The following is a 17,242-nucleotide window of genomic DNA, read 5'->3' as shown; positions in this document are numbered from 1 at the left end:
TGCTCGTTTATCGACCCATCTTGGGATGAGGAGAGTCTACTGGTGCATTCATGGGACTCCGTTCCTCCGAGCCTTCGAACCACCCGCCGATGAGCACGCCTTCCTCAAAGTAGAGATAGCGGTGCTTCACCTCGGAGGTGCTGATCCAATCTTCGAAAATCCATTCTTCCCGGCGGAGGCCGTCGGCGGTAAAGGAGGTGTTGATGGTCTGCGGCCCGCCCCAGGACTTGAGGACCTGGTCTTTCGTCATGCCGGCCATCACTCGGCGCTGCTCAATGTGCTTTGAAAAATCAGGGTCCTGGAAATGGACGATCATCGGCCAGACGACCATCAAGAGGAAGGCGATGGCCAGGCAGGCATAGATGACTTTGCGCACAAGCGGCCGGCGGATAAAGGCCTGTTCTTCCTGTTCCAGGGCAAGGGGATCCATAGTCGAGGGGGGCTGTTCCATAGTCGTTATTTCTTCCGGTTTAAGCCGGTGCATGCTAACAAGGGGTGTGTGGTGAGTCAAGCCAAGCCTGGCGGGTTCTCATGAAATTTCAGCGAGATAGGCCGGCTGGGCTTGTCGGGGGTCTGGTGCTCAATCAGCCAAGTGAGGTGGGAGATGAAACCTCAAGTGCGTAAAGATTTCATAACAGGCGTGCTGGTTAGTCTTTTGCTGCTCAGTCTTGGGGCAACTCTATCCTATGCCGGGACGGTCTACTCCTATCTCGACGAGCAGGGGAATCTGCACGCGACCGATTCGCCCGACACGATTCCCGAGAAGTACCGGGCGAAGGTTCAGACGCATGAACAAGCCGATCCCCAGGTGATCCCCCCCTCCAAATTCGAGGTGGCGAAGCAGACCGTGCGTGAGACCGTGCAGGGGTTCGGTATTACGGTGCCGTCGATGAAGCCGCGATCCGCACCGACTATCGGATCCATTCAATTTTCAGGTATCAGTCCCAGTCAGTCTCAGATCCTGACGTATGCGGGCGGGGCAGCGGTTGTGTTGCTGATCATCATGTATCTGACGAAGAGTCCTATGCTGCGCCTGCTGGGGCTGGGCCTGCTCATGGTCATCGGGATCGGGACGCCGCTGCTGATGTATGTGAGCGAAGATGGTCCGGCGGACATCCTAAAACAGAAAGCCCTTGCGGCCGGGCAAGTCCAGCAGGATCGCCTCAAACCAGCCGGCCAGTAGCCGGCCAGGGAATACCCCATCAACATATCCCCAAGCATCTACCGCAGGCTGCGCTGCTCATTCTGCGTATTTGGGCATGGGGATTGGTTTGCGTTGAACTGGCGATGGGGCTGCCTGCGCGGCAAACTCAGGCGAATAGGGATTGATGATCGGTTCGTGGGTATGGCGCTGCCGCTGTGTGACGAGCTGCAGGCTTTGGGTGCCGATTTCCATGCGATCGACGGTGGCGCTGGTGGTCAGCCGGTCGGGGAGGCCTTGCAGGGAAAAGAGTTGGTAGGTCAGAGTCCAATCGAGCTGCTCCTTGCCTTTCTCTCTGATGAGAAAGCGGGCCGCGGGAGAGGGCGCCCCCTCGAACAGCAGGACCCAGATATTCGAGCGGAAGGCCGGGGAGCCTGCTTCGGGAGAAGGTTTGAATTCCGGCACCAGCGAAGGCACTTGCGCAATCGGCACGGGCGGAGAAAATTCGATGTCCACCAGGCGCACAAAGAGCGGGCGATTGTCGCTGGCGTCATTGGGATCGATGGTGTAGCTGAAGGAATAGCGTACGTCGATATTGTTCCGTTTGAAGGTATACACGTCCTCGCCGTTTTCCGGCGACACCAATTTGCTGAAATACTTCTGCCAGTCGGTGATGGGGTAGTAGGTGAAGACCCGCAGGGCGGATTTCCGGTCCCGCACGGCTTGCGGCATGCCCAATCGTTCGTGCAGTTCTTTCTGCGTCAAGCCGAGAAAGCCGTCTTCGAAATAGGGGGCCGCTGAGAGCGTGGGGGGAAGGACGAGGGCAGAGAGCAGCAGTGCCAGGCTGTACCAGCGGTGTCGGGTACGCAATGCGATCCTCCTTGTGGCACCGTCATCGTATCGGCGCCTGAGAAGGTCTGTCAAGAAATCGCAATGTTGTCTTGCTGGTGACCGGGGCTTCCAGTATCATCAGCGCTCGGCTTAAGCCATTCATGTCTATAAGGAACACCTACACCGTGACGAATGCAGTCTTTTCGGATATCGAGCGTCTTCTCAAGGAACGCATCTTGGTCCTGGACGGGGCCATGGGCACCATGATCCAGCAGCGGAAACTGGATGAGGCGGCCTTCCGCGGCCAGCGGTTCAAAGACTGGAAGAAGGATCTGAAGGGGCATAATGACCTGCTGAACCTCACGCAGCCCGCCATTATTGAAGACATTCATCGGCAGTATCTCGAAGCCGGCGCCGACATCGTCGAAACCAATACGTTCAACTCTCAGGCGGTTTCACTGGCGGACTACCAGATGGACTCGCTGGGCTATGAGCTGTCGAAGGCCGGGGCGGAGTGCGCCAAGCGCGCGGTCGAGACCGTGCAGGCGGCTCAGCCGGGGCGGCGCTGTTTTGTGGCCGGGGCGATCGGTCCGACCACGAAGACGTCGTCCATCTCGACAGACGTCAACAATCCAGCGGCGCGGGGCGCCACCTATGAAGAACTCGCTGCGGCCTATCGCGACCAGGTGCGTGGGCTGTTGGACGGGGGCGTCGATCTGCTCCTGGTCGAAACGATCTTCGATACGCTGAATGCCAAGGCGGCGTTCTTTGCGATTCAACAGTTGTTCGACGAAGGGGCCCGCCGCGTCCCGATCATGGCGTCGGTCACCTTCATCCAGGCTGGCAGCAATCGCGGGGTGACGGGGCAGACCGTCGAAGGCTTTTGGAATTCGATCTCCCATGTGCCCTTGCTGAGCGTCGGGATGAATTGCGCGCTTGGGCCGAAGGAGATGCGGCCGCTGATCGATGAACTGTCGCGGATCGCGCCGGTCTATCTGAGCGCCCATCCGAATGCCGGATTGCCGAACCCGCTTCTGCCGACGGGATTTCCCGAAACACCGGATACGCTCGCGCCTCAATTGCGCGAATGGGCGCAGAACGGCTGGCTGAACATCGTGGGCGGGTGCTGCGGGACGACCCCGGCCCATATCAAGAAGATTGCCGAGACGGTGCGGGGACTGACGCCGCGCGCGATTCCCACGGTTGAACCGTACACACGGTTGAGCGGCCTCGAAGCGGTGACGATCCGCCCCGACTCCAACTTTGTGAATGTCGGGGAACGGACCAATGTCACGGGCTCACCGGCCTTTGCCAAGCTTATTCTGGCCGGCGATTATGACGCGGCCCTCTCGGTGGCGCGGCAGCAAGTGGAGGGCGGCGCCCAGATCATCGATATCAACATGGACGAGGGCATGCTGGATTCGAAGGCGGCGATGGAGAAATTTCTCCGCCTCATCGCGTCGGAGCCGGATATTTGCAAAGTGCCCATCATGGTCGATAGCTCCAAGTGGGAGGTGCTGGAGACAGGCCTCAGGAACATTCAAGGAAAGGCGGTCGTCAATAGCATCAGCCTCAAAGAGGGCGAAGAGAAGTTCATCGCGCAAGCGAAGCTGGTTCGGCGCTACGGCGCCGCGGTGGTCGTGATGGCGTTCGACGAACAGGGTCAGGCGGATACGCTTGAGCGGAAGAAAGAGATCTGCGCGCGTTCCTATAAGATTCTGACGGAGCAGGTGGGGGTCCCGCCGACCGATATTATTTTCGATCCCAACATTCTGACCGTCGCCACGGGGATCGAGGAGCATAACAATTATGCCGTGAACTTCATCGAGGCGACGCGCTGGATCAAGCAGCACCTGCCGGGCGCCAAAGTTAGCGGCGGCATCAGCAACATCTCCTTTTCCTTCCGTGGGAACAACGTCGTCCGCGAAGCGATGCACGCGGCGTTTTTGTATCACGCGATCAAAGCCGGGCTCGACATGGGCATCGTCAACGCCGGTCAGCTGGCGGTCTATGAAGAAATTCCCAAGGATCTGCTGGAACTGGTGGAAGATGTGCTGCTGAACCGCCGTCCGGATGCGACGGAGCGGCTGGTGGCCTTCGCCGAGACGGTGAAGCAGAAGGGCAAGGCGGCGGTGAAGGATGATGAGTGGCGGCAGGGCACCGTCGAAGAACGGCTCTCCCATGCGTTGGTGAAGGGCATTACGGATTATATCGATCAGGATACGGAAGAGGCCCGGCAGAAGTATCCGAAGCCGTTGTCCGTGATCGAAGGCCCCCTGATGGCCGGGATGAACGTCGTGGGAGACTTGTTCGGCTCGGGCAAAATGTTTCTCCCGCAAGTCGTGAAGAGTGCGCGGGTCATGAAAAAGGCGGTCGCCTATCTCATGCCTTTCATGGAGGAAGAAAAGAAACGGACGGGGAGTTATCAAGCCCAGGGCAAAGTCTTGCTCGCGACGGTCAAAGGCGATGTGCACGATATCGGGAAGAATATCGTGGGCGTCGTGCTGGGATGCAACAATTATGAGGTGATCGACCTGGGCGTGATGGTGTCGTGTGAAAAGATTCTGGCTGCGGCAAAGGAGCTGAAGGTGGACATTGTCGGGCTGAGCGGCCTGATTACGCCGTCGCTTGACGAAATGGTGCACGTGGCCAAGGAGATGACGAGGGAAGGCTTCACGGTTCCCTTGTTGATCGGCGGCGCGACCACCAGCAAGGCGCACACGGCGGTGAAAATCGCGCCGTCGTATGTCCCATCGGTGGTGCATGTGCTGGATGCGTCGCGGGCCGTCGGGGTCGTCAGCAATCTGATGAGCCCTGCCCAGAAGCCTGCGTTTGTCCAACAGGTTCGTGATGACTACGAACGGATGCGCCAGGCGCATCAAGACAAGGGCGCCAAGGCTCTTTTGCCGATCGCCCAGGCGAGAGCCAACCGCTTGAAGACCGATTGGACGACGGTAGATATTCCTACGCCTTCGTTTCTCGGGGTGCGCACGATCACTGAGCAGTCATTGGCGGACCTTGTGCCCTATATCGATTGGTCGCCGTTCTTCCACACGTGGGAGTTGAAGGGACGCTATCCCTCTATTTTCGATGACGCGACAGTGGGGGGGAAGGCGAAGGAGCTCTACGAGGATGCGCGCCGGTTGTTGGATGAGATCATCCACAAGAAACTCCTGACGGCCAAAGGGGTCTATGGATTCTTTGCGGCGGCCAGCGCCGGTGACGATATCGTGTTGTATCGGGATGCGTCCCGAAAAGAAGCCCTGACGACGATTCACACGCTGCGGCAACAATCGGAAAAGCCGCAAGGGCATCCCAACTTGGCCCTGGCTGATTTTGTCGCGCCGGGCGAGTCGGGCAGGCAGGATCATCTCGGCGCGTTTGCCGTGACGGCCGGGATCGGTTTGGATGAGCTATGCCGGCGCTTCGACCGGGATCATGATGACTACAATTCCATTATGGCCAAGGCCTTGGCCGATCGGCTGGCTGAAGCCTTTGCGGAGTTTCTCCATAAGCAGGTGCGTGAGGCTTGGGGGTATGGCAAGGGTGAAGCGCTGTCCAGTGAAGATCTGATCCGCGAGAAGTATCGCGGCATCCGGCCCGCGCCCGGATATCCGGCTTGTCCCGACCATACGGAAAAGCGGCTGTTATTCGATCTCTTGCAGGCCGAACAGCATGCCGGTATCACGCTGACAGAGAGTTTTGCGATGCTGCCGGCCGCTGCGGTGAGCGGCTTCTACTTCGCCCATCCGGAGGCCAAATATTTTGCGGTTGGGAAGATCGGGAAGGATCAAGTCGAGGATTACGCCAGACGGAAAAACCTGCCTCTTGCCACCATCGAACGGTGGTTGTCTCCGAACTTGAATTACGAGCCTGCCAGCTGAGCCGTAATCCTAGCGGGACTGTGTGCCGTGTTACGGGAAGAGAGCCGTTTAGACCGCCGTGCTCAGCACGTCGTCGGTGACCTCCGCGACGGCCCGCTGCAAGGCCTGGAGGATGGACCGATAGCGCTCGTCCGCCCAGCGATTGAACGATTCGGCGTCGGCAAACACCAAGTCCCAGGCCTTCACGGCATCGAGCAAGAGCAGATGCTGCGTCTGATGCGGGCCTGGAAAATAGACGACGAGCACGGCGGTATTGCCGGTCAGGCTGATGTCAGTAAAGACATGGAGCTTGGCCGCCGCAGGGAGATTGGCGTCCCGAGTAGCTGCCTCGGCGATCGGTTGGTAGAGCCGCTGGAGTAATTGCGCTGTGGCTTCATAGGGGATCGAAGGGGTTAAAAGGCGCGGATTGGGTTTCTCGCCGAACAGGTTTTCCGTGAGATAGGTCGCCGCTTCCCATGTCGGCATCACGCCGGAGGTGACCAGGGCTTCACAGAGATAGGCAATCCAGTTTCTGGCGGTGGACCGAACGCGAATCGAGGCGGTTTTCTTGGCCATGAGGGGAACCCTTTCATCAACTGGACACGCGGGGTAGTCTGCAGCAGGCGCGGGCACGGGTCTGCCGGCAGTTGAAAAAAGTATATCGGTGAGGGGAAAGACGGTCAACGAATTGCGGAGATTCTGATTACGCGACGTCCGGGAGCTCCTGGCTGGCGGGGTTGTCGGCGTAGTGATCGTGGATGCGCCTCAGATCTTCTTCGCATGAGAGGAAGAGATCCAGGAGTTCGGGATCGAATTGGGTGCCGCGCTCTTTTAACATCAGCGAGCGGGCATGGGCGAAGTCAAAGGCGGGTTTATACACCCGGGCGGTGGTCAGGGCATCAAAATTGTCGGCGATGGCGGCGATGCGGCCTTCGATGGGGATCTCTTCTCCCTTCAGTTTGCGCGGATAGCCGGTTCCGTCGTACCGCTCATGATGCGTCCAGGCGATGGTCGCGGCCACTTTGAGCAGATCGGAATCGGATCCGGAGAGGATCTTGTAGCCGATCTCCGCATGCTGCGAAATCACGTCGAACTCTTCGGCGGTAAATTTCCCCGGCTTGAGCAGCACCTGGTCGGGGGTGCCGATTTTCCCGATATCGTGCATGGGGCTTGCTGTGCGGATGAGATCGCACTGCTCGGCGGACAGGCCGTGCTTTTTGGCGAGCAACTCGCAATAGTGGCTCATGCGGTGAATGTGTTGCGCGGTCGAATGGTCCCGGAATTCCGCCGCGATGGCCAATCGCTGAATGGTTTCCTCACGAGACAGGCGCAGTTCTTTCTCGCTGCGTTCCAGCCATTCGAGGGCTTGCTGGAGGGCCATGGTTCTGGTGCGGACGAGATCCTCAAGATGTTCCCGGTGGAAGCGATTTTCGATTTCCAGTTTGCGGCGGCGCAGGGCGTTGGCCACATCGATGAGGACTTCATTCGTTTCAAACGGCTTGACGATGTATCCGAAGGCGCCCATATCGAGCGCCGCATTGGCGAGGACGGAACTGTCCAGTCCTGTGACCATGATCGTCGCGGTATGGGGATGTTCTTCCAAGATGGTGCGAACCAGATCCATGCCGGATTCACCCGGCATGTTCACGTCGCACAGCATGAGGGCATAGGGCTCTTTGTCCAGCAGCTGCCGGGCTTCACGGGCATCGGCCGCCAGGGTGACGGTATAGCCATGAGTCTGGAGCAGATAGCCGATGAGCCGGCGGATGGGTTCTTCGTCATCGACCACCAGAATCTTCCGATTTTCAAGAAGGGCCTGTGGTGCGTCTTGGGCAAGTAATGTGGTCATGGTGAATGAGGGAATGGTGTTCGGGTGGAAATGGTTTGTAATCGTAGATCTCTTATCGGTTTTTTGCCTCGACTCTTGAGCCTCGGGATGTAAAAATATTAGTGCATCTTTTGTGCCGTTTGGCTGCGTATGAGAGCGGATCGCACCCCGTGAAACCGTCTGACTCCAGCACGGGCCACGATGCAAATCCATTGCTTTGATGCGGTGTTGTGCTGTCTCCGAGAGGCTGATTGTTTCGGCTGGCCGAATTTATGAGTGGAGAGGTCTGGGGTCTCAGTCAGGGGCGAACAAAACAGTTTGGGGAGTCGCATTTTTGTACAGAGAACGGCAGCCAGGATGTCGAATCGCCGCACAAATGGATAGGAACGGAGCGGAGTCCGCATGCGCAACCGATGTGCAGTTGGTTTGCGCTTTCCCAGACGCTCCACTATAATCCCAACCTTACTTTCTGCTGATGGGAGCTTGAGATGAGCGCAGTGTCTGGATTAGTACGTTTTGACGGACGTCGGAAAGACCAGCATCGACCGGTCAAGGTCACTCGGAACTTTACGAAACATGCCGAGGGATCGGTGCTGATCGAAATGGGCGATACCAAGGTTATTTGCACCGCGTCGATCGAGGAAAAAGTGCCGCCGTTCATGAAAGGGAAGGGGAGCGGATGGGTGACGGCGGAGTATTCGATGCTTCCTCGCGCCACCCACGAACGGACGTCGCGGGAAGCGGTAAAAGGCAAGCAGGGGGGACGAACCCTTGAGATTCAACGGCTGGTTGGGCGCGCATTGCGCTCCGTCACGGATATGACGCAGATGGGGGAACGCAGCATTTGGATCGATTGTGACGTGATTCAAGCCGATGGCGGGACCCGAACGGCCTCCATTACCGGCGCCTTCATCGCGCTGGCCGACGCATTTGCGGTTCTGAAAAAGAAGGATTTGATCAAGCGCATTCCACTGACCGATTACCTTGCCGCGATTAGCGTGGGAAAGGTCGGGGGGGAAGTGATGGTCGATCTTGCCTATACCGAAGACTCAATGGCCGAAGTGGATATGAATCTGGTCATGACCGGCCGAGGCCGGTATGTGGAAGTGCAGGGGACCGCTGAGCGAACCCCTTTTGCCAAGCAGGATATGGACGAGTTCCTGAATCTGGGCTGGCAGGCGATTCAGCGTCTGACCGCGATTCAAAAAGAATTGATCGGCTCGCTGGATTAACGAGGCGCTCGTGATCAAAGAGTTGGTGCTCGCCACCAGGAATCGGCATAAGGGAGAAGAGCTGGCGGCCTTGCTCGGCGACCTGGACATCCGTATTCGCACGCTGGCGGATTTTCCGGATGCGCCGGAAGTCGAAGAAGACGGGGCGACCTGCGAGGCCAATGCGATCAAGAAGGCCACGGTGATTTCCCAATCCACAGGCCTCCCGGCGGTGGCTGATGATACGGGCCTCGAAGTCGAGGCCTTGGGCGGCAGGCCCGGCGTCTATGCCGCGCGGTATGCCGGCGAAGATGCCACGTATGAGGATAATTGCCGGAAACTGCTTCAGGAACTTGCCGGGGTGCCGCGCGACAAGCGGACCGCCAGGTTCGTCACGGTGGCGGCGATTGCCGTGCCGGGTGAAGCCGTGCAGGTGACTCGCGGAGTGCTGGACGGATACATCACGGATTCAGCCAGCGGATCGCGCGGATTCGGATATGATCCGGTGTTTTTTGTGCCCGAGGTGGGGGCCACGCTCGCGGACATCACGGCCGAGCAGAAGAATCAGATCAGCCATCGAGCGAAGGCGTTCCTGCAAGCCAAGGCCATCTTGCGGTCGTGTCAGTCAGCATTGATCGTCGGGGCGTAGCGCAGCCCGGTAGCGCGCCTGCTTTGGGAGCAGGATGTCGCAGGTTCAAATCCTGTCGCCCCGACCAAACCAAGCTTGCTCGGACCCGGAGCCTCATATGTTGTGGCGACGGGAGAGGCACCGTTTGTGTTGAGCGCCCGTAGCTCAGTCGGATAGAGCATCAGCCTTCTAAGCTGAGGGTCGCTGGTTCGATTCCAGCCGGGCGCACCACCTGACGAATTGGGCATGGGTTGAATGCTGCGTCCACGGATTGTTGCCAGTCTAGCGGGTGCGCTCCTCCTGTACAGCCTCATCGGATTTCTTGCCGTCCCATACCTCATCACACAGTATGCGGTTCCTGCCGTGGCGGAGAAGATTCGCCATCCGGTGTCGGTGAAGGATGTCGCGTTCAACCCCTTTACCTTGGCATTGACGATAGACGGGCTGGAAATCCGCGAGCCGGACCAAACGCCTCTCCTCGGGTTCGAGCAGTTCTCCGTGAATGTCCATGCCAAGACGCTGCTTCTCAGGGCCTATGCCTTCGAGGAGATTCGCCTGGTGATGCCGTTTGTCTCGATGAAGGTCTCCGCTGAGGGCAAGATGAATCTTCTTGGGCTCCTGCCTCCGCCCCAGCCAGGGGCGGAGGCAGCGGGAGGAAGCAAGAAACCGAGCGGCGGGGGGGCGTCTGTCCCGCTGGAAATCGGGCTGCTGACGATCGAGCGTGGGATCGTCGAGTTTCGAGATGAGTCCAAGCCGAAGCCGTTCGAGCTGAGTATCGTGCCGATTCAGATCTCGCTCCGCAATTTTACGACCGTACGAGGGGGCGAAAATGCCTATGCCTTCACCGCAGAAATTGGGAAAGGCGAATCGCTCGCATGGGAAGGGCGGGTATCGCTGGAGCCGGTGGAGTCGGACGGGAAGCTGAGCCTGAGCGGCGTTCGCCTGAGGCCGCTCGCGCAATATGTGCAGGACCGGGTTGGGTTTGAGGTGCGCCAGGGACAGCTGTCGATCGGGGGCCAGTATCATATCGATCTGAAGGGCGAGGCCCCGAATATCGTCGTCAGCGACGGGACGCTCTCGATCATCGATCTTGCGATCGGGGAAAAAGGCGCTGATGCTCCGGTGGTGTCGATTCCGTCGTTCGCGATCGATGGGCTGGGCGTGGATGTGCTCAAGAAACAGGTGGCGGCGGTGCATGTGCATTCTGCCGGGGCGCGGTTCGAGGTCTGGATCAATCCCGGTGGTGTGCTGAATTACCAGCAGCTGTTTGCCGCATCGGGTGAACCGGAACGGGCGGCCGGAAAGCAACAGACGGAGGCGGCCGCAGTGGCCGCGCCGGAGCATCCTTGGTCGATCGATATCAAAGAGGTGGTGCTGAATAATTATCGGGCAATCTTCGAGGATCGAACGCTGGAGCGGCCGAGCCATCTGGAGATCGACGGGTTCGACTTGACGGTGAAGGGCTTGAAGCTGCCGTTGCGGCAGGCGCTTGGCGTGGATGTGGCTTTCAAGCTGAATCAAGCGGGCCGGGTCGGCGCGAAGGGCTCAGTGACGGTCGATCCCTTGACGGCTGATCTTGATCTCAATGTGAAGGAGGTGGGGTTGCGCCCGTTTCAGCCCTATCTTGACCCGTTCGCCGACATCGATGTTCGGGATGGCGTGCTGGAGCTTGGCGGCAAGCTCCATATTGCGAAAGAACATAGCCGCAGTCCCTTCCTGACGTATCAGGGCAATCTCGCAGTAAACCGGGTGTCGATCACCGATCGCCAGGACTTTGATGAACTGCTGTCATGGAGGCGTCTGGGATTGAACCGTGTGGTCTTGGACGTCGAGCCGACATCCGTGAAGATCGGCGAAGTCGTGCTGCAAGAGCCTGCCGTCTCGTTGGTGGTGCAATCGGATGGCACGTTGAATCTGGCGCAGATCGCCAAGCACCCTCCCTTGGAGTCCTCCGCTCAGCCGGTGAAGCCAGCTCCTGAGAAGCCGGCCAAGCCGGTTCCGGTCAATATTGAAGCCGTCAAACTGATTAACGCCTCAGCGACATTTCGAGACCGGTCGATTCAGCCGGCGGTGAAAGTGGGGATCAGCGAATTGACGGGCAGCATCAAAGGTTTGTCCTCACGCGAACTGGCGAAGGCCGAGGTCCTGTTAACGGGAAAGGTGGATCGGGTGGCGCCGCTGCAGATCAAGGGGCAGATCAATCCGCTGAGCGAGGATGCCTATACCGATCTCGCCGTCAAGTTCGAGAACGTCGATCTTCTGGCGGCGTCTTCCTATGCGGGGAAATACGCCGGGTATCCGATCACGAAGGGCAAGCTGTTTCTCGATCTGGCCTATAAAATTGCCAAGAAGGAATTGGCCGGGGAGAACAAGGTCCTAATCGATCAGCTGACCTTTGGCGGCAAGACGGAGAGTCCTGATGCCACCTCGCTGCCGGTGCCGCTGGCCGTGGCCCTGCTCAAGGATCGCAAGGGGCAGATCGATGTCGATTTGCCGGTGCGTGGAAACTTGGACGACCCGGACTTCAAATACGGTCGGGTGCTGTTGAATACGCTGCTCAATCTTCTGGGGAAAGTGGCGACGTCCCCGCTGTCTCTGGTCGGCGCACTCATAGGAGGGAGCGGTGATGAACTCCGCTTTGTCGAGTTTCCGGCAGGGCGTAGCGAATGGGGGGAGGCAGAGACCAAGAAGCTGGCCGCGCTGGTCACCGTGCTGACGGAACGGCCAGGGCTGTCGCTCGACATCACCGGCGCGGCTGATCGGCAAGCGGATCGACGGGTTCTAGCCGAGAGGCAATTACGGGAGCAATTGCGTCAGGCCAAATTGAAGGAAGCCGGAGGTTCTGATCGGGAGGTAAAACCGGATTCCCCGCTTCCAGCGGAAGAAGAAGCCTCTTTGGTCGCCGCCCGGTTTGCGCAGCAGTTTCCGTCAGCGGGCGCATCTGAGAAGCCAGCGCCTTCGGTGTCGGAGATGAAGGCCCGGTTGCTGGAGGCCATGGTTGTTGAAGAGGCCGCCTTGCGCCTCTTGGCGCGGGAACGAGCGGAACGAATCCGGGAGTGGCTGATACAAGAGGGGGAGATTGGGGAGGCCAGGATATTTCTCGTTGAAGCCGCGTTGAAAGAAGGGACAGGCACGACCGTGCAGACGGACCTCAATCTTGCCGCACGCTAGCTTCGTTCCGGACAACGCCCTTCCTGACACTGCACCGGCAGGCAAGTCCCGCTCGAACCTATTTCAAATAGCGCATGCGCGTGCCCTGGAGCAGAGAGAGTTCGATTTCTGAAGCGGACAGTTCCGCGGGAAAGAGCACCCCGGAAATCTTGCAGGCGTTGATCGACGCGCCCCGCAGGTTGGACTGGCTGAAGTCGATCCCTCGCAGGTCGGATTGCCGGAAGTAGGAGTCACTGAAATCGAGGCCGGCCGCATCCAGACCTCGAAGATCGAGTCCGCGCAAGTCGCAACTGCGCAAATCGCATGTATCGCCGGCGGCTTTCTTGACGTTGAATTCCTTGATACAGCCTTCCCGCAACAACTTATACATCGGGTCATTCGACATGCGGAGTCCCGGCGTTGTGGGTTTGGTGTTGTCCATAAAATCCCCCTGGGCGTGTGGGCGTACGTCTTTATCGGATGGAACGGATGGATTCTAAAGGAGGGTTGGGCCGGAAGCCGCCATATCCTGGTCGCCGTGGTGTTAGAGACGGCCTTCGTCCAAGTCGATCGCCTCGGCCCAGGTATGAATCGGAGGCAGGCGGCTGACGGGGATGCCGCGTTTCCTGGCAATTTCCTCCAGGCGCCGATGGTAGCGAATTCTGGCGCTTTCGTCCTGCGGCTGTCCGGTCAGGATCCGTTCGTTCCATTGGCGGATGTCTTCGTCTGAGAGGGGCCTGGCGATCGACTGCACCCAGGCCAGGAGTTCCTGATCCGTTCCTCCCTGGCGCACACGTTCCTCCACAGCGGTCCCGTCAAGTTGGAGAAAGTCGAGCAGATCTTTGTCGAATCCAACGGTGAGGTAATTGTAGCCCTGAATCTGCCCCTTCTGGCGCATTCGAATCTTATCGAAGAGCCGGCCAAGATGGGCTAATCCACCGAGCAAGGCTTTGGGGCTCCGTGGGTATTCAGTAGGCATGGCTCGGCCTTTCCTACTATTTGGTTCCGGCGTGACATATCAATGAAAGGTATCCTATCTTTACGGTTCGTTTTTCGCAATGGTGGCCGACGGTCCCTACGATAACTGAATGGCCGGGAGAGTAGGGTTGGGAGGGCTTGCGCTTCCCGGAGGGAAGTCAGTAAGGTACGGGGGAATAGGGCAGTGAGAGCGGGGAAGGGGTCCCCGATTATCATTGAAAGGAGTTGAGCATGGCTTTGCGCTTGGGAGATGAGGCGCCGAATTTTACGGCGGAAACGACGGAAGGCACAATCAATTTCCATGAGTGGCTGAATGGCGGGTGGGGGATTCTTTTCTCTCATCCGAAAGATTATACGCCAGTATGCACGACGGAGCTTGGAACGGTGGCCAAGATCACCCCGGAATTTAAAAAGCGGGGCGTAAAAGTCATCGCCGTCAGCGTCGATCCGTTGGATTCCCATAAGGGATGGATCAACGACATCAATGAGACCCAGAATACGACGATGAATTATCCGATCATCGCCGATCCCGATAAGAAGGTCGCCACGCTCTACGACATGATTCATCCCAACGCGATCGATAATATGACCGTTCGATCGGTCTTTATTGTCGGTCCAGATAAAAAGATCAAGTTAACCTTGACTTATCCTGCGTCATGCGGGCGAAATTTCGATGAATTGCTGCGCGTGATCGACTCTCTTCAGCTGACATCAAAGTTCAAGGTTGCCACGCCGGCCAATTGGAAGGATGGGGAGGATTGCATCATTACCCCCGCGGTGAATGATGCAGAAGCCAAGACGTTGTTCCCCAAAGGATTCAAGGTCGTGAAGCCCTATCTCCGATACACGCCGCAACCGAACAAGTAGTTCACTGTCGGACAGTGCATGAGGGCGGGAGGGGCGATGCCTCTCCCGCCCTTATTATTTCTGGCCGGCAAGACTCAGGGATTTGGCAGGTTGATTGCCCCCGGTTTTAAACCAGCAGCAGACCGGCAGCGCGGGCCTGCTGCCAGCGTGAACTATCGAGGAAGCGCTCGAACTCCATTGCGGTTCCCGGAAATGTCGCACTTGTTTCTTTCATCGGGGGGTAGGAGCTTATAGGGGTGCTGCGAGGGGTCGAGCGTTGAATAAGCTGGTAGAGCCACTCGGCTTCTTGGCTGGCCAGGAGGATGGTGTGATCGCTGGCACGCCCCGGAAGAATGAGCCTGGTTCTTTTCCCGACCGGTTGGCAGACCGGCTCTCCGCCGAGCCATACGAATCGTCGCTCTGCCTGGGGATGATCGGCCACCATACGATTGTTGAGCAGCCGCCTGATCCAGGCCGGAGACACACAGGGTTTGGGGACGGGCTGATCGAACCATTCACGGACGTCCAGCGTGAGTCCTCGCCCTTCGAGATAATTGAGCATAGACCGCCGGAGCCCTTCGCCCAGCCACTCCGGAGTGGCACCGCGGCGATCCCGGTGCTGGAGGTCGTTTTCGGCAAAGCCCTGAAAAGCCGGCCCAAGAATGCGTAATCCGTGAGCCGCGGGATTGAGGCCGATCGGACTATGGGCGGTGGCGGTGAAGCGATGCCAAAAGGCGGATTGAATGAGATTGGCTGACACCAATTGCCGGACGCGTTCCAATGAGTCCACGGTTTCTTGAACCGTTTCGGAGGGGCAGCCGTACATCAGATAGGCGTGAATGAGAATGCCGGCGTCTTTGAAAGCGGCGGCGACCAGCGCGGTCTGATCGACGGTAATGCCTTTCTTGATCTTCTCCAGCAGGCGGTCCGACGCCGCTTCGAGACCGGCTGTTATGGCGATGCAGCCGGAGGCGGCCAGCAGGCGGCACAAGTCGGGTGAAAAGGCCTCTTCAAACCGGATATTGCCCCACCAGGAAATCGTCAGTCCCCGTTCAAGCAGGGCCAAGGCGAGCGCTTTCAACGCGGCGGGAGGCGCGGCCTCATCCACAAAGTGAAAGCCGCGGCAGCCTGTTTCGGCGATCAGGCGCTCGATGTGCTGAATGAGCCGGTCGGTCGGCGTCATCTCGTAGCGGCTGATGTAGTTCAACCCGACATCGCAAAAGGTGCATTGTTTCCAATAGCAGCCGTGCGCGACGGTGAGTTTGTTCCAATGGCCTTCCGACCAGAGGCGATGCATGGGATTGACGCTGTCCAGGATCGAGAGATAGCGGTCCAGGGCCAGCCCGCTGTAGGTTGGGCAGCCTGCTTCTCCCATGCGAAAATCGTGATCGGATGGGCTATCGGAGAAGGCCACCTGTCCCTTCTCCCGATAGAAGGTCCGGCAGAGCTGCGTGCGCGGCCGTGTTCCTGCCAGATGTTCTACCAGCGACAGCAGCGGACGTTCGCCATCGTCGAGCGTGACATAGTCCACATAGTCGAACACGCGGGGATCGCTGATGCGCCGGAGCTCCGTATTGGCATAGCCTCCCCCGAGCGCGACGATCATCTCAGGCCGTTGCGACTTGATTGCCTGCGCCACACGAAACGCCCCGTACAGGTTGCCGGGAAAGGGGACGGTGAGCCCGATCAGGGAGGGGCTGACGCGGTCGAGGTGGTGCCAGAGCGCGTCCAGCATGTACCGGTCGGTCAAGGTCGGGGCGGAGGCCAGTGCCGTGAGGATGGTGTCGAAGGAGGAGGCCGAGCGGGCAATGTGCTCCGCATAACGGCTCAAGGCGAATTGCGGAGAGACGGTGGCTTGGATGAGGTCGGCCAGGTCTTCGAGAAAGAACGTGGCGAATTGCTTGGCGCGATCGAGCTCGGACAGGCTGCGCGAGCGGGCTGTCTTTCCGGTTCGTCCGGCGAAGCGGGGGCCTTGCGGCAAGACACCGGTTCGCGCCAGGAGCGGTGCGAGCGAAGGATTCCGTCCCTGCAAAAACTCAATGACCGGATCGATGGCGTTCAGGTAGGCCTGTTCAAGGGCCAGCATCTGTTGCGCTTCACCGGGGAGATCATCCTGCCGCTGCCGGATGGCGGTGAAGACAGAGGTCAGGCCCTCCCGGCAGAACAGCCTGAGCACCATGTCGATGCCGAGATCGGCTTGATCGCAGGGGATCCCCTGCGATCGCAGGAACCCCGTCAGATAGGCGGTCGCGGGATAGGGGGTATTCAGTTGTGTGAGCGGGGGCGTCAGGAGCAGGACATGCGGCTGGTTCATGGTGTCCACATAGCATAGAGGCGAACGGGATTGCTATGTGGGCATCCGGCAGGCCAGAGGACGTATGCCCGACCGTCGAGCCGGCTATTTCTTGATATCTAAGATGCTCCCGAGCATGTCATTGGCGGTTTTCAGCGTGCTGAGATTCGCTTCAAAGCCGCGTTGCGCGATGATCTGGCTGACCGCTTCTTCTCCGAGATCGACATTGGACAATTCGACTTGAGCCGCTCCATAGCCGGTGTCCTTGAGGACGGCAGGACCGGCCGAGTCGTCTTTTTGCACGACCGGCAGCACACCGCCGGTTTTCAGTTCCACGAACTCGGTTCGAGACTTGTGGAAGCCGTCGGTATTGACGTTGGCGACGTTGTGCGCCGTCACTTCGATTTTTTTCGAAAAGGCGGCCATTCCAGACAGCGCAGTATCTATGGCGGACATCATACGGCACCTCCCAT

The 17,242-nt window shown here is 58.8% G+C and carries 14 protein-coding genes and 2 tRNA genes; 8 read left to right on the top strand and 8 right to left on the bottom strand.

Annotation, left to right across the window (positions count from 1 at the left end; all coding sequences use genetic code 11):
• Positions 1-7 precede the first annotated feature (7 nt).
• Positions 8-451 carry a hypothetical protein gene (locus RI101_06895; GenBank protein MEC4889773.1) on the bottom strand — a complete coding sequence of 148 codons (444 nt, stop codon included), beginning with the start codon at positions 449-451 and terminating at the stop codon, positions 8-10.
• Positions 452-604: 153 nt separating this feature from the next.
• On the opposite strand from RI101_06895, the gene RI101_06890 reads away from it, so the two are divergent.
• Positions 605-1,183 carry a DUF4124 domain-containing protein gene (locus tag RI101_06890; protein ID MEC4889772.1) on the top strand — a complete coding sequence of 193 codons (579 nt, stop codon included), beginning with the start codon at positions 605-607 and terminating at the stop codon, positions 1,181-1,183.
• Positions 1,184-1,240: 57 nt separating this feature from the next.
• Here the strand turns inward: RI101_06890 and RI101_06885 are convergent, their stop codons facing one another.
• A complete protein-coding gene (locus RI101_06885; GenBank protein MEC4889771.1) occupies positions 1,241-2,011 on the bottom strand; it encodes a hypothetical protein in 771 nt (256 codons plus the stop codon).
• Between the two features lie 146 nt (positions 2,012-2,157).
• Between RI101_06885 and metH the strand changes: the two genes are divergently transcribed.
• Positions 2,158-5,856 (top strand): methionine synthase, encoded by a 3,699-nt coding sequence (gene metH / locus RI101_06880; GenBank protein ID MEC4889770.1) that lies wholly within the window; start codon positions 2,158-2,160, stop codon positions 5,854-5,856.
• A 48-nt stretch (positions 5,857-5,904) separates the two neighbouring features.
• On the opposite strand, the gene RI101_06875 is transcribed toward metH, so the two are convergent.
• Positions 5,905-6,411 carry a hypothetical protein gene (locus RI101_06875; GenBank protein ID MEC4889769.1) on the bottom strand — a complete coding sequence of 169 codons (507 nt, stop codon included), beginning with the start codon at positions 6,409-6,411 and terminating at the stop codon, positions 5,905-5,907.
• 127 nt (positions 6,412-6,538) lie between these two features.
• Positions 6,539-7,684: a response regulator gene (locus RI101_06870; GenBank protein ID MEC4889768.1), complete on the bottom strand. Its 1,146-nt coding sequence runs from the start codon at positions 7,682-7,684 to the stop codon at positions 6,539-6,541.
• A 467-nt stretch (positions 7,685-8,151) separates the two neighbouring features.
• Here RI101_06870 and rph point away from each other — a divergent pair, with 467 nt between their 5' ends.
• From rph to RI101_06845, 5 genes are all read left to right on the top strand, one after another.
• Positions 8,152-8,895, top strand: a complete 744-nt coding sequence (gene rph / locus RI101_06865) for a ribonuclease PH (GenBank protein MEC4889767.1) — start codon at positions 8,152-8,154, stop codon at positions 8,893-8,895.
• A gap of 10 nt (positions 8,896-8,905) precedes the next feature.
• The gene (locus RI101_06860; protein ID MEC4889766.1) at positions 8,906-9,523 is read left to right on the top strand and encodes an XTP/dITP diphosphatase; all 618 of its coding nucleotides are present in this window, start codon (positions 8,906-8,908) and stop codon (positions 9,521-9,523) included.
• Positions 9,514-9,590: transfer RNA gene (locus RI101_06855), tRNA-Pro, on the top strand. The genes RI101_06860 and RI101_06855 overlap by 10 nt, the downstream gene beginning before the upstream one ends.
• Before the next feature lie 66 nt (positions 9,591-9,656).
• Positions 9,657-9,733: transfer RNA gene (locus RI101_06850), tRNA-Arg, on the top strand.
• Between the two features lie 24 nt (positions 9,734-9,757).
• On the top strand, positions 9,758-12,673 hold the full coding sequence (locus tag RI101_06845) for a DUF748 domain-containing protein (protein ID MEC4889765.1): 2,916 nt from the start codon (positions 9,758-9,760) through the stop codon (positions 12,671-12,673).
• 58 nt (positions 12,674-12,731) lie between these two features.
• On the opposite strand, the gene RI101_06840 is transcribed toward RI101_06845, so the two are convergent.
• Together RI101_06840 and RI101_06835 are read right to left on the bottom strand one after the other, a co-directional pair.
• The gene (locus RI101_06840) at positions 12,732-13,094 is read right to left on the bottom strand and encodes a pentapeptide repeat-containing protein (protein ID MEC4889764.1); all 363 of its coding nucleotides are present in this window, start codon (positions 13,092-13,094) and stop codon (positions 12,732-12,734) included.
• A 102-nt stretch (positions 13,095-13,196) separates the two neighbouring features.
• Positions 13,197-13,631 carry a DUF5069 domain-containing protein gene (locus RI101_06835; GenBank protein ID MEC4889763.1) on the bottom strand — a complete coding sequence of 145 codons (435 nt, stop codon included), beginning with the start codon at positions 13,629-13,631 and terminating at the stop codon, positions 13,197-13,199.
• 230 nt (positions 13,632-13,861) lie between these two features.
• Between RI101_06835 and RI101_06830 the strand changes: the two genes are divergently transcribed.
• A complete protein-coding gene (locus tag RI101_06830; GenBank protein ID MEC4889762.1) occupies positions 13,862-14,497 on the top strand; it encodes a peroxiredoxin in 636 nt (211 codons plus the stop codon).
• Between the two features lie 106 nt (positions 14,498-14,603).
• Here RI101_06830 and RI101_06825 read toward each other — a convergent pair whose 3' ends face one another.
• Both RI101_06825 and RI101_06820 read right to left on the bottom strand, forming a co-directional pair.
• Positions 14,604-16,790, bottom strand: coding sequence for a radical SAM protein (locus RI101_06825; GenBank protein MEC4889761.1), 2,187 nt, complete (start codon positions 16,788-16,790; stop codon positions 14,604-14,606).
• A gap of 84 nt (positions 16,791-16,874) precedes the next feature.
• On the bottom strand, positions 16,875-17,228 hold the full coding sequence (locus RI101_06820) for a flagellar basal body rod C-terminal domain-containing protein (GenBank protein ID MEC4889760.1): 354 nt from the start codon (positions 17,226-17,228) through the stop codon (positions 16,875-16,877).
• Positions 17,229-17,242: the final 14 nt, after the last annotated feature.

This window comes from Nitrospira sp. (assembly GCA_035968315.1).
Taxonomy (GTDB): Bacteria; Nitrospirota; Nitrospiria; order Nitrospirales; family Nitrospiraceae; genus Nitrospira_D.
Note: the sequence above shows the minus strand (reverse complement) of the source record. Positions and strands in the feature narration are given on the sequence as shown.

Bases quoted from the DNA above. Each gene is read 5' to 3' on its own strand.
- RI101_06890 (MEC4889772.1), top strand. From the start codon at position 605: ATGAAACCTCAAGTGCGTAAAGATTTCATAACAGGCGTGCTGGTTAGT.
- RI101_06830 (MEC4889762.1), top strand. From the start codon at position 13,862: ATGGCTTTGCGCTTGGGAGATGAGGCGCCGAATTTTACGGCGGAAACG.
- RI101_06875 (MEC4889769.1), bottom strand. From the start codon at position 6,411: ATGGCCAAGAAAACCGCCTCGATTCGCGTTCGGTCCACCGCCAGAAAC.
- RI101_06895 (MEC4889773.1), bottom strand. From the start codon at position 451: ATGGAACAGCCCCCCTCGACTATGGATCCCCTTGCCCTGGAACAGGAA.
- RI101_06825 (MEC4889761.1), bottom strand. From the start codon at position 16,790: ATGAACCAGCCGCATGTCCTGCTCCTGACGCCCCCGCTCACACAACTG.
- RI101_06870 (MEC4889768.1), bottom strand. From the start codon at position 7,684: ATGACCACATTACTTGCCCAAGACGCACCACAGGCCCTTCTTGAAAAT.
- rph (MEC4889767.1), top strand. From the start codon at position 8,152: ATGAGCGCAGTGTCTGGATTAGTACGTTTTGACGGACGTCGGAAAGAC.
- RI101_06835 (MEC4889763.1), bottom strand. From the start codon at position 13,631: ATGCCTACTGAATACCCACGGAGCCCCAAAGCCTTGCTCGGTGGATTA.
- RI101_06845 (MEC4889765.1), top strand. From the start codon at position 9,758: ATGCTGCGTCCACGGATTGTTGCCAGTCTAGCGGGTGCGCTCCTCCTG.
- RI101_06820 (MEC4889760.1), bottom strand. From the start codon at position 17,228: ATGATGTCCGCCATAGATACTGCGCTGTCTGGAATGGCCGCCTTTTCG.
- RI101_06840 (MEC4889764.1), bottom strand. From the start codon at position 13,094: ATGGACAACACCAAACCCACAACGCCGGGACTCCGCATGTCGAATGAC.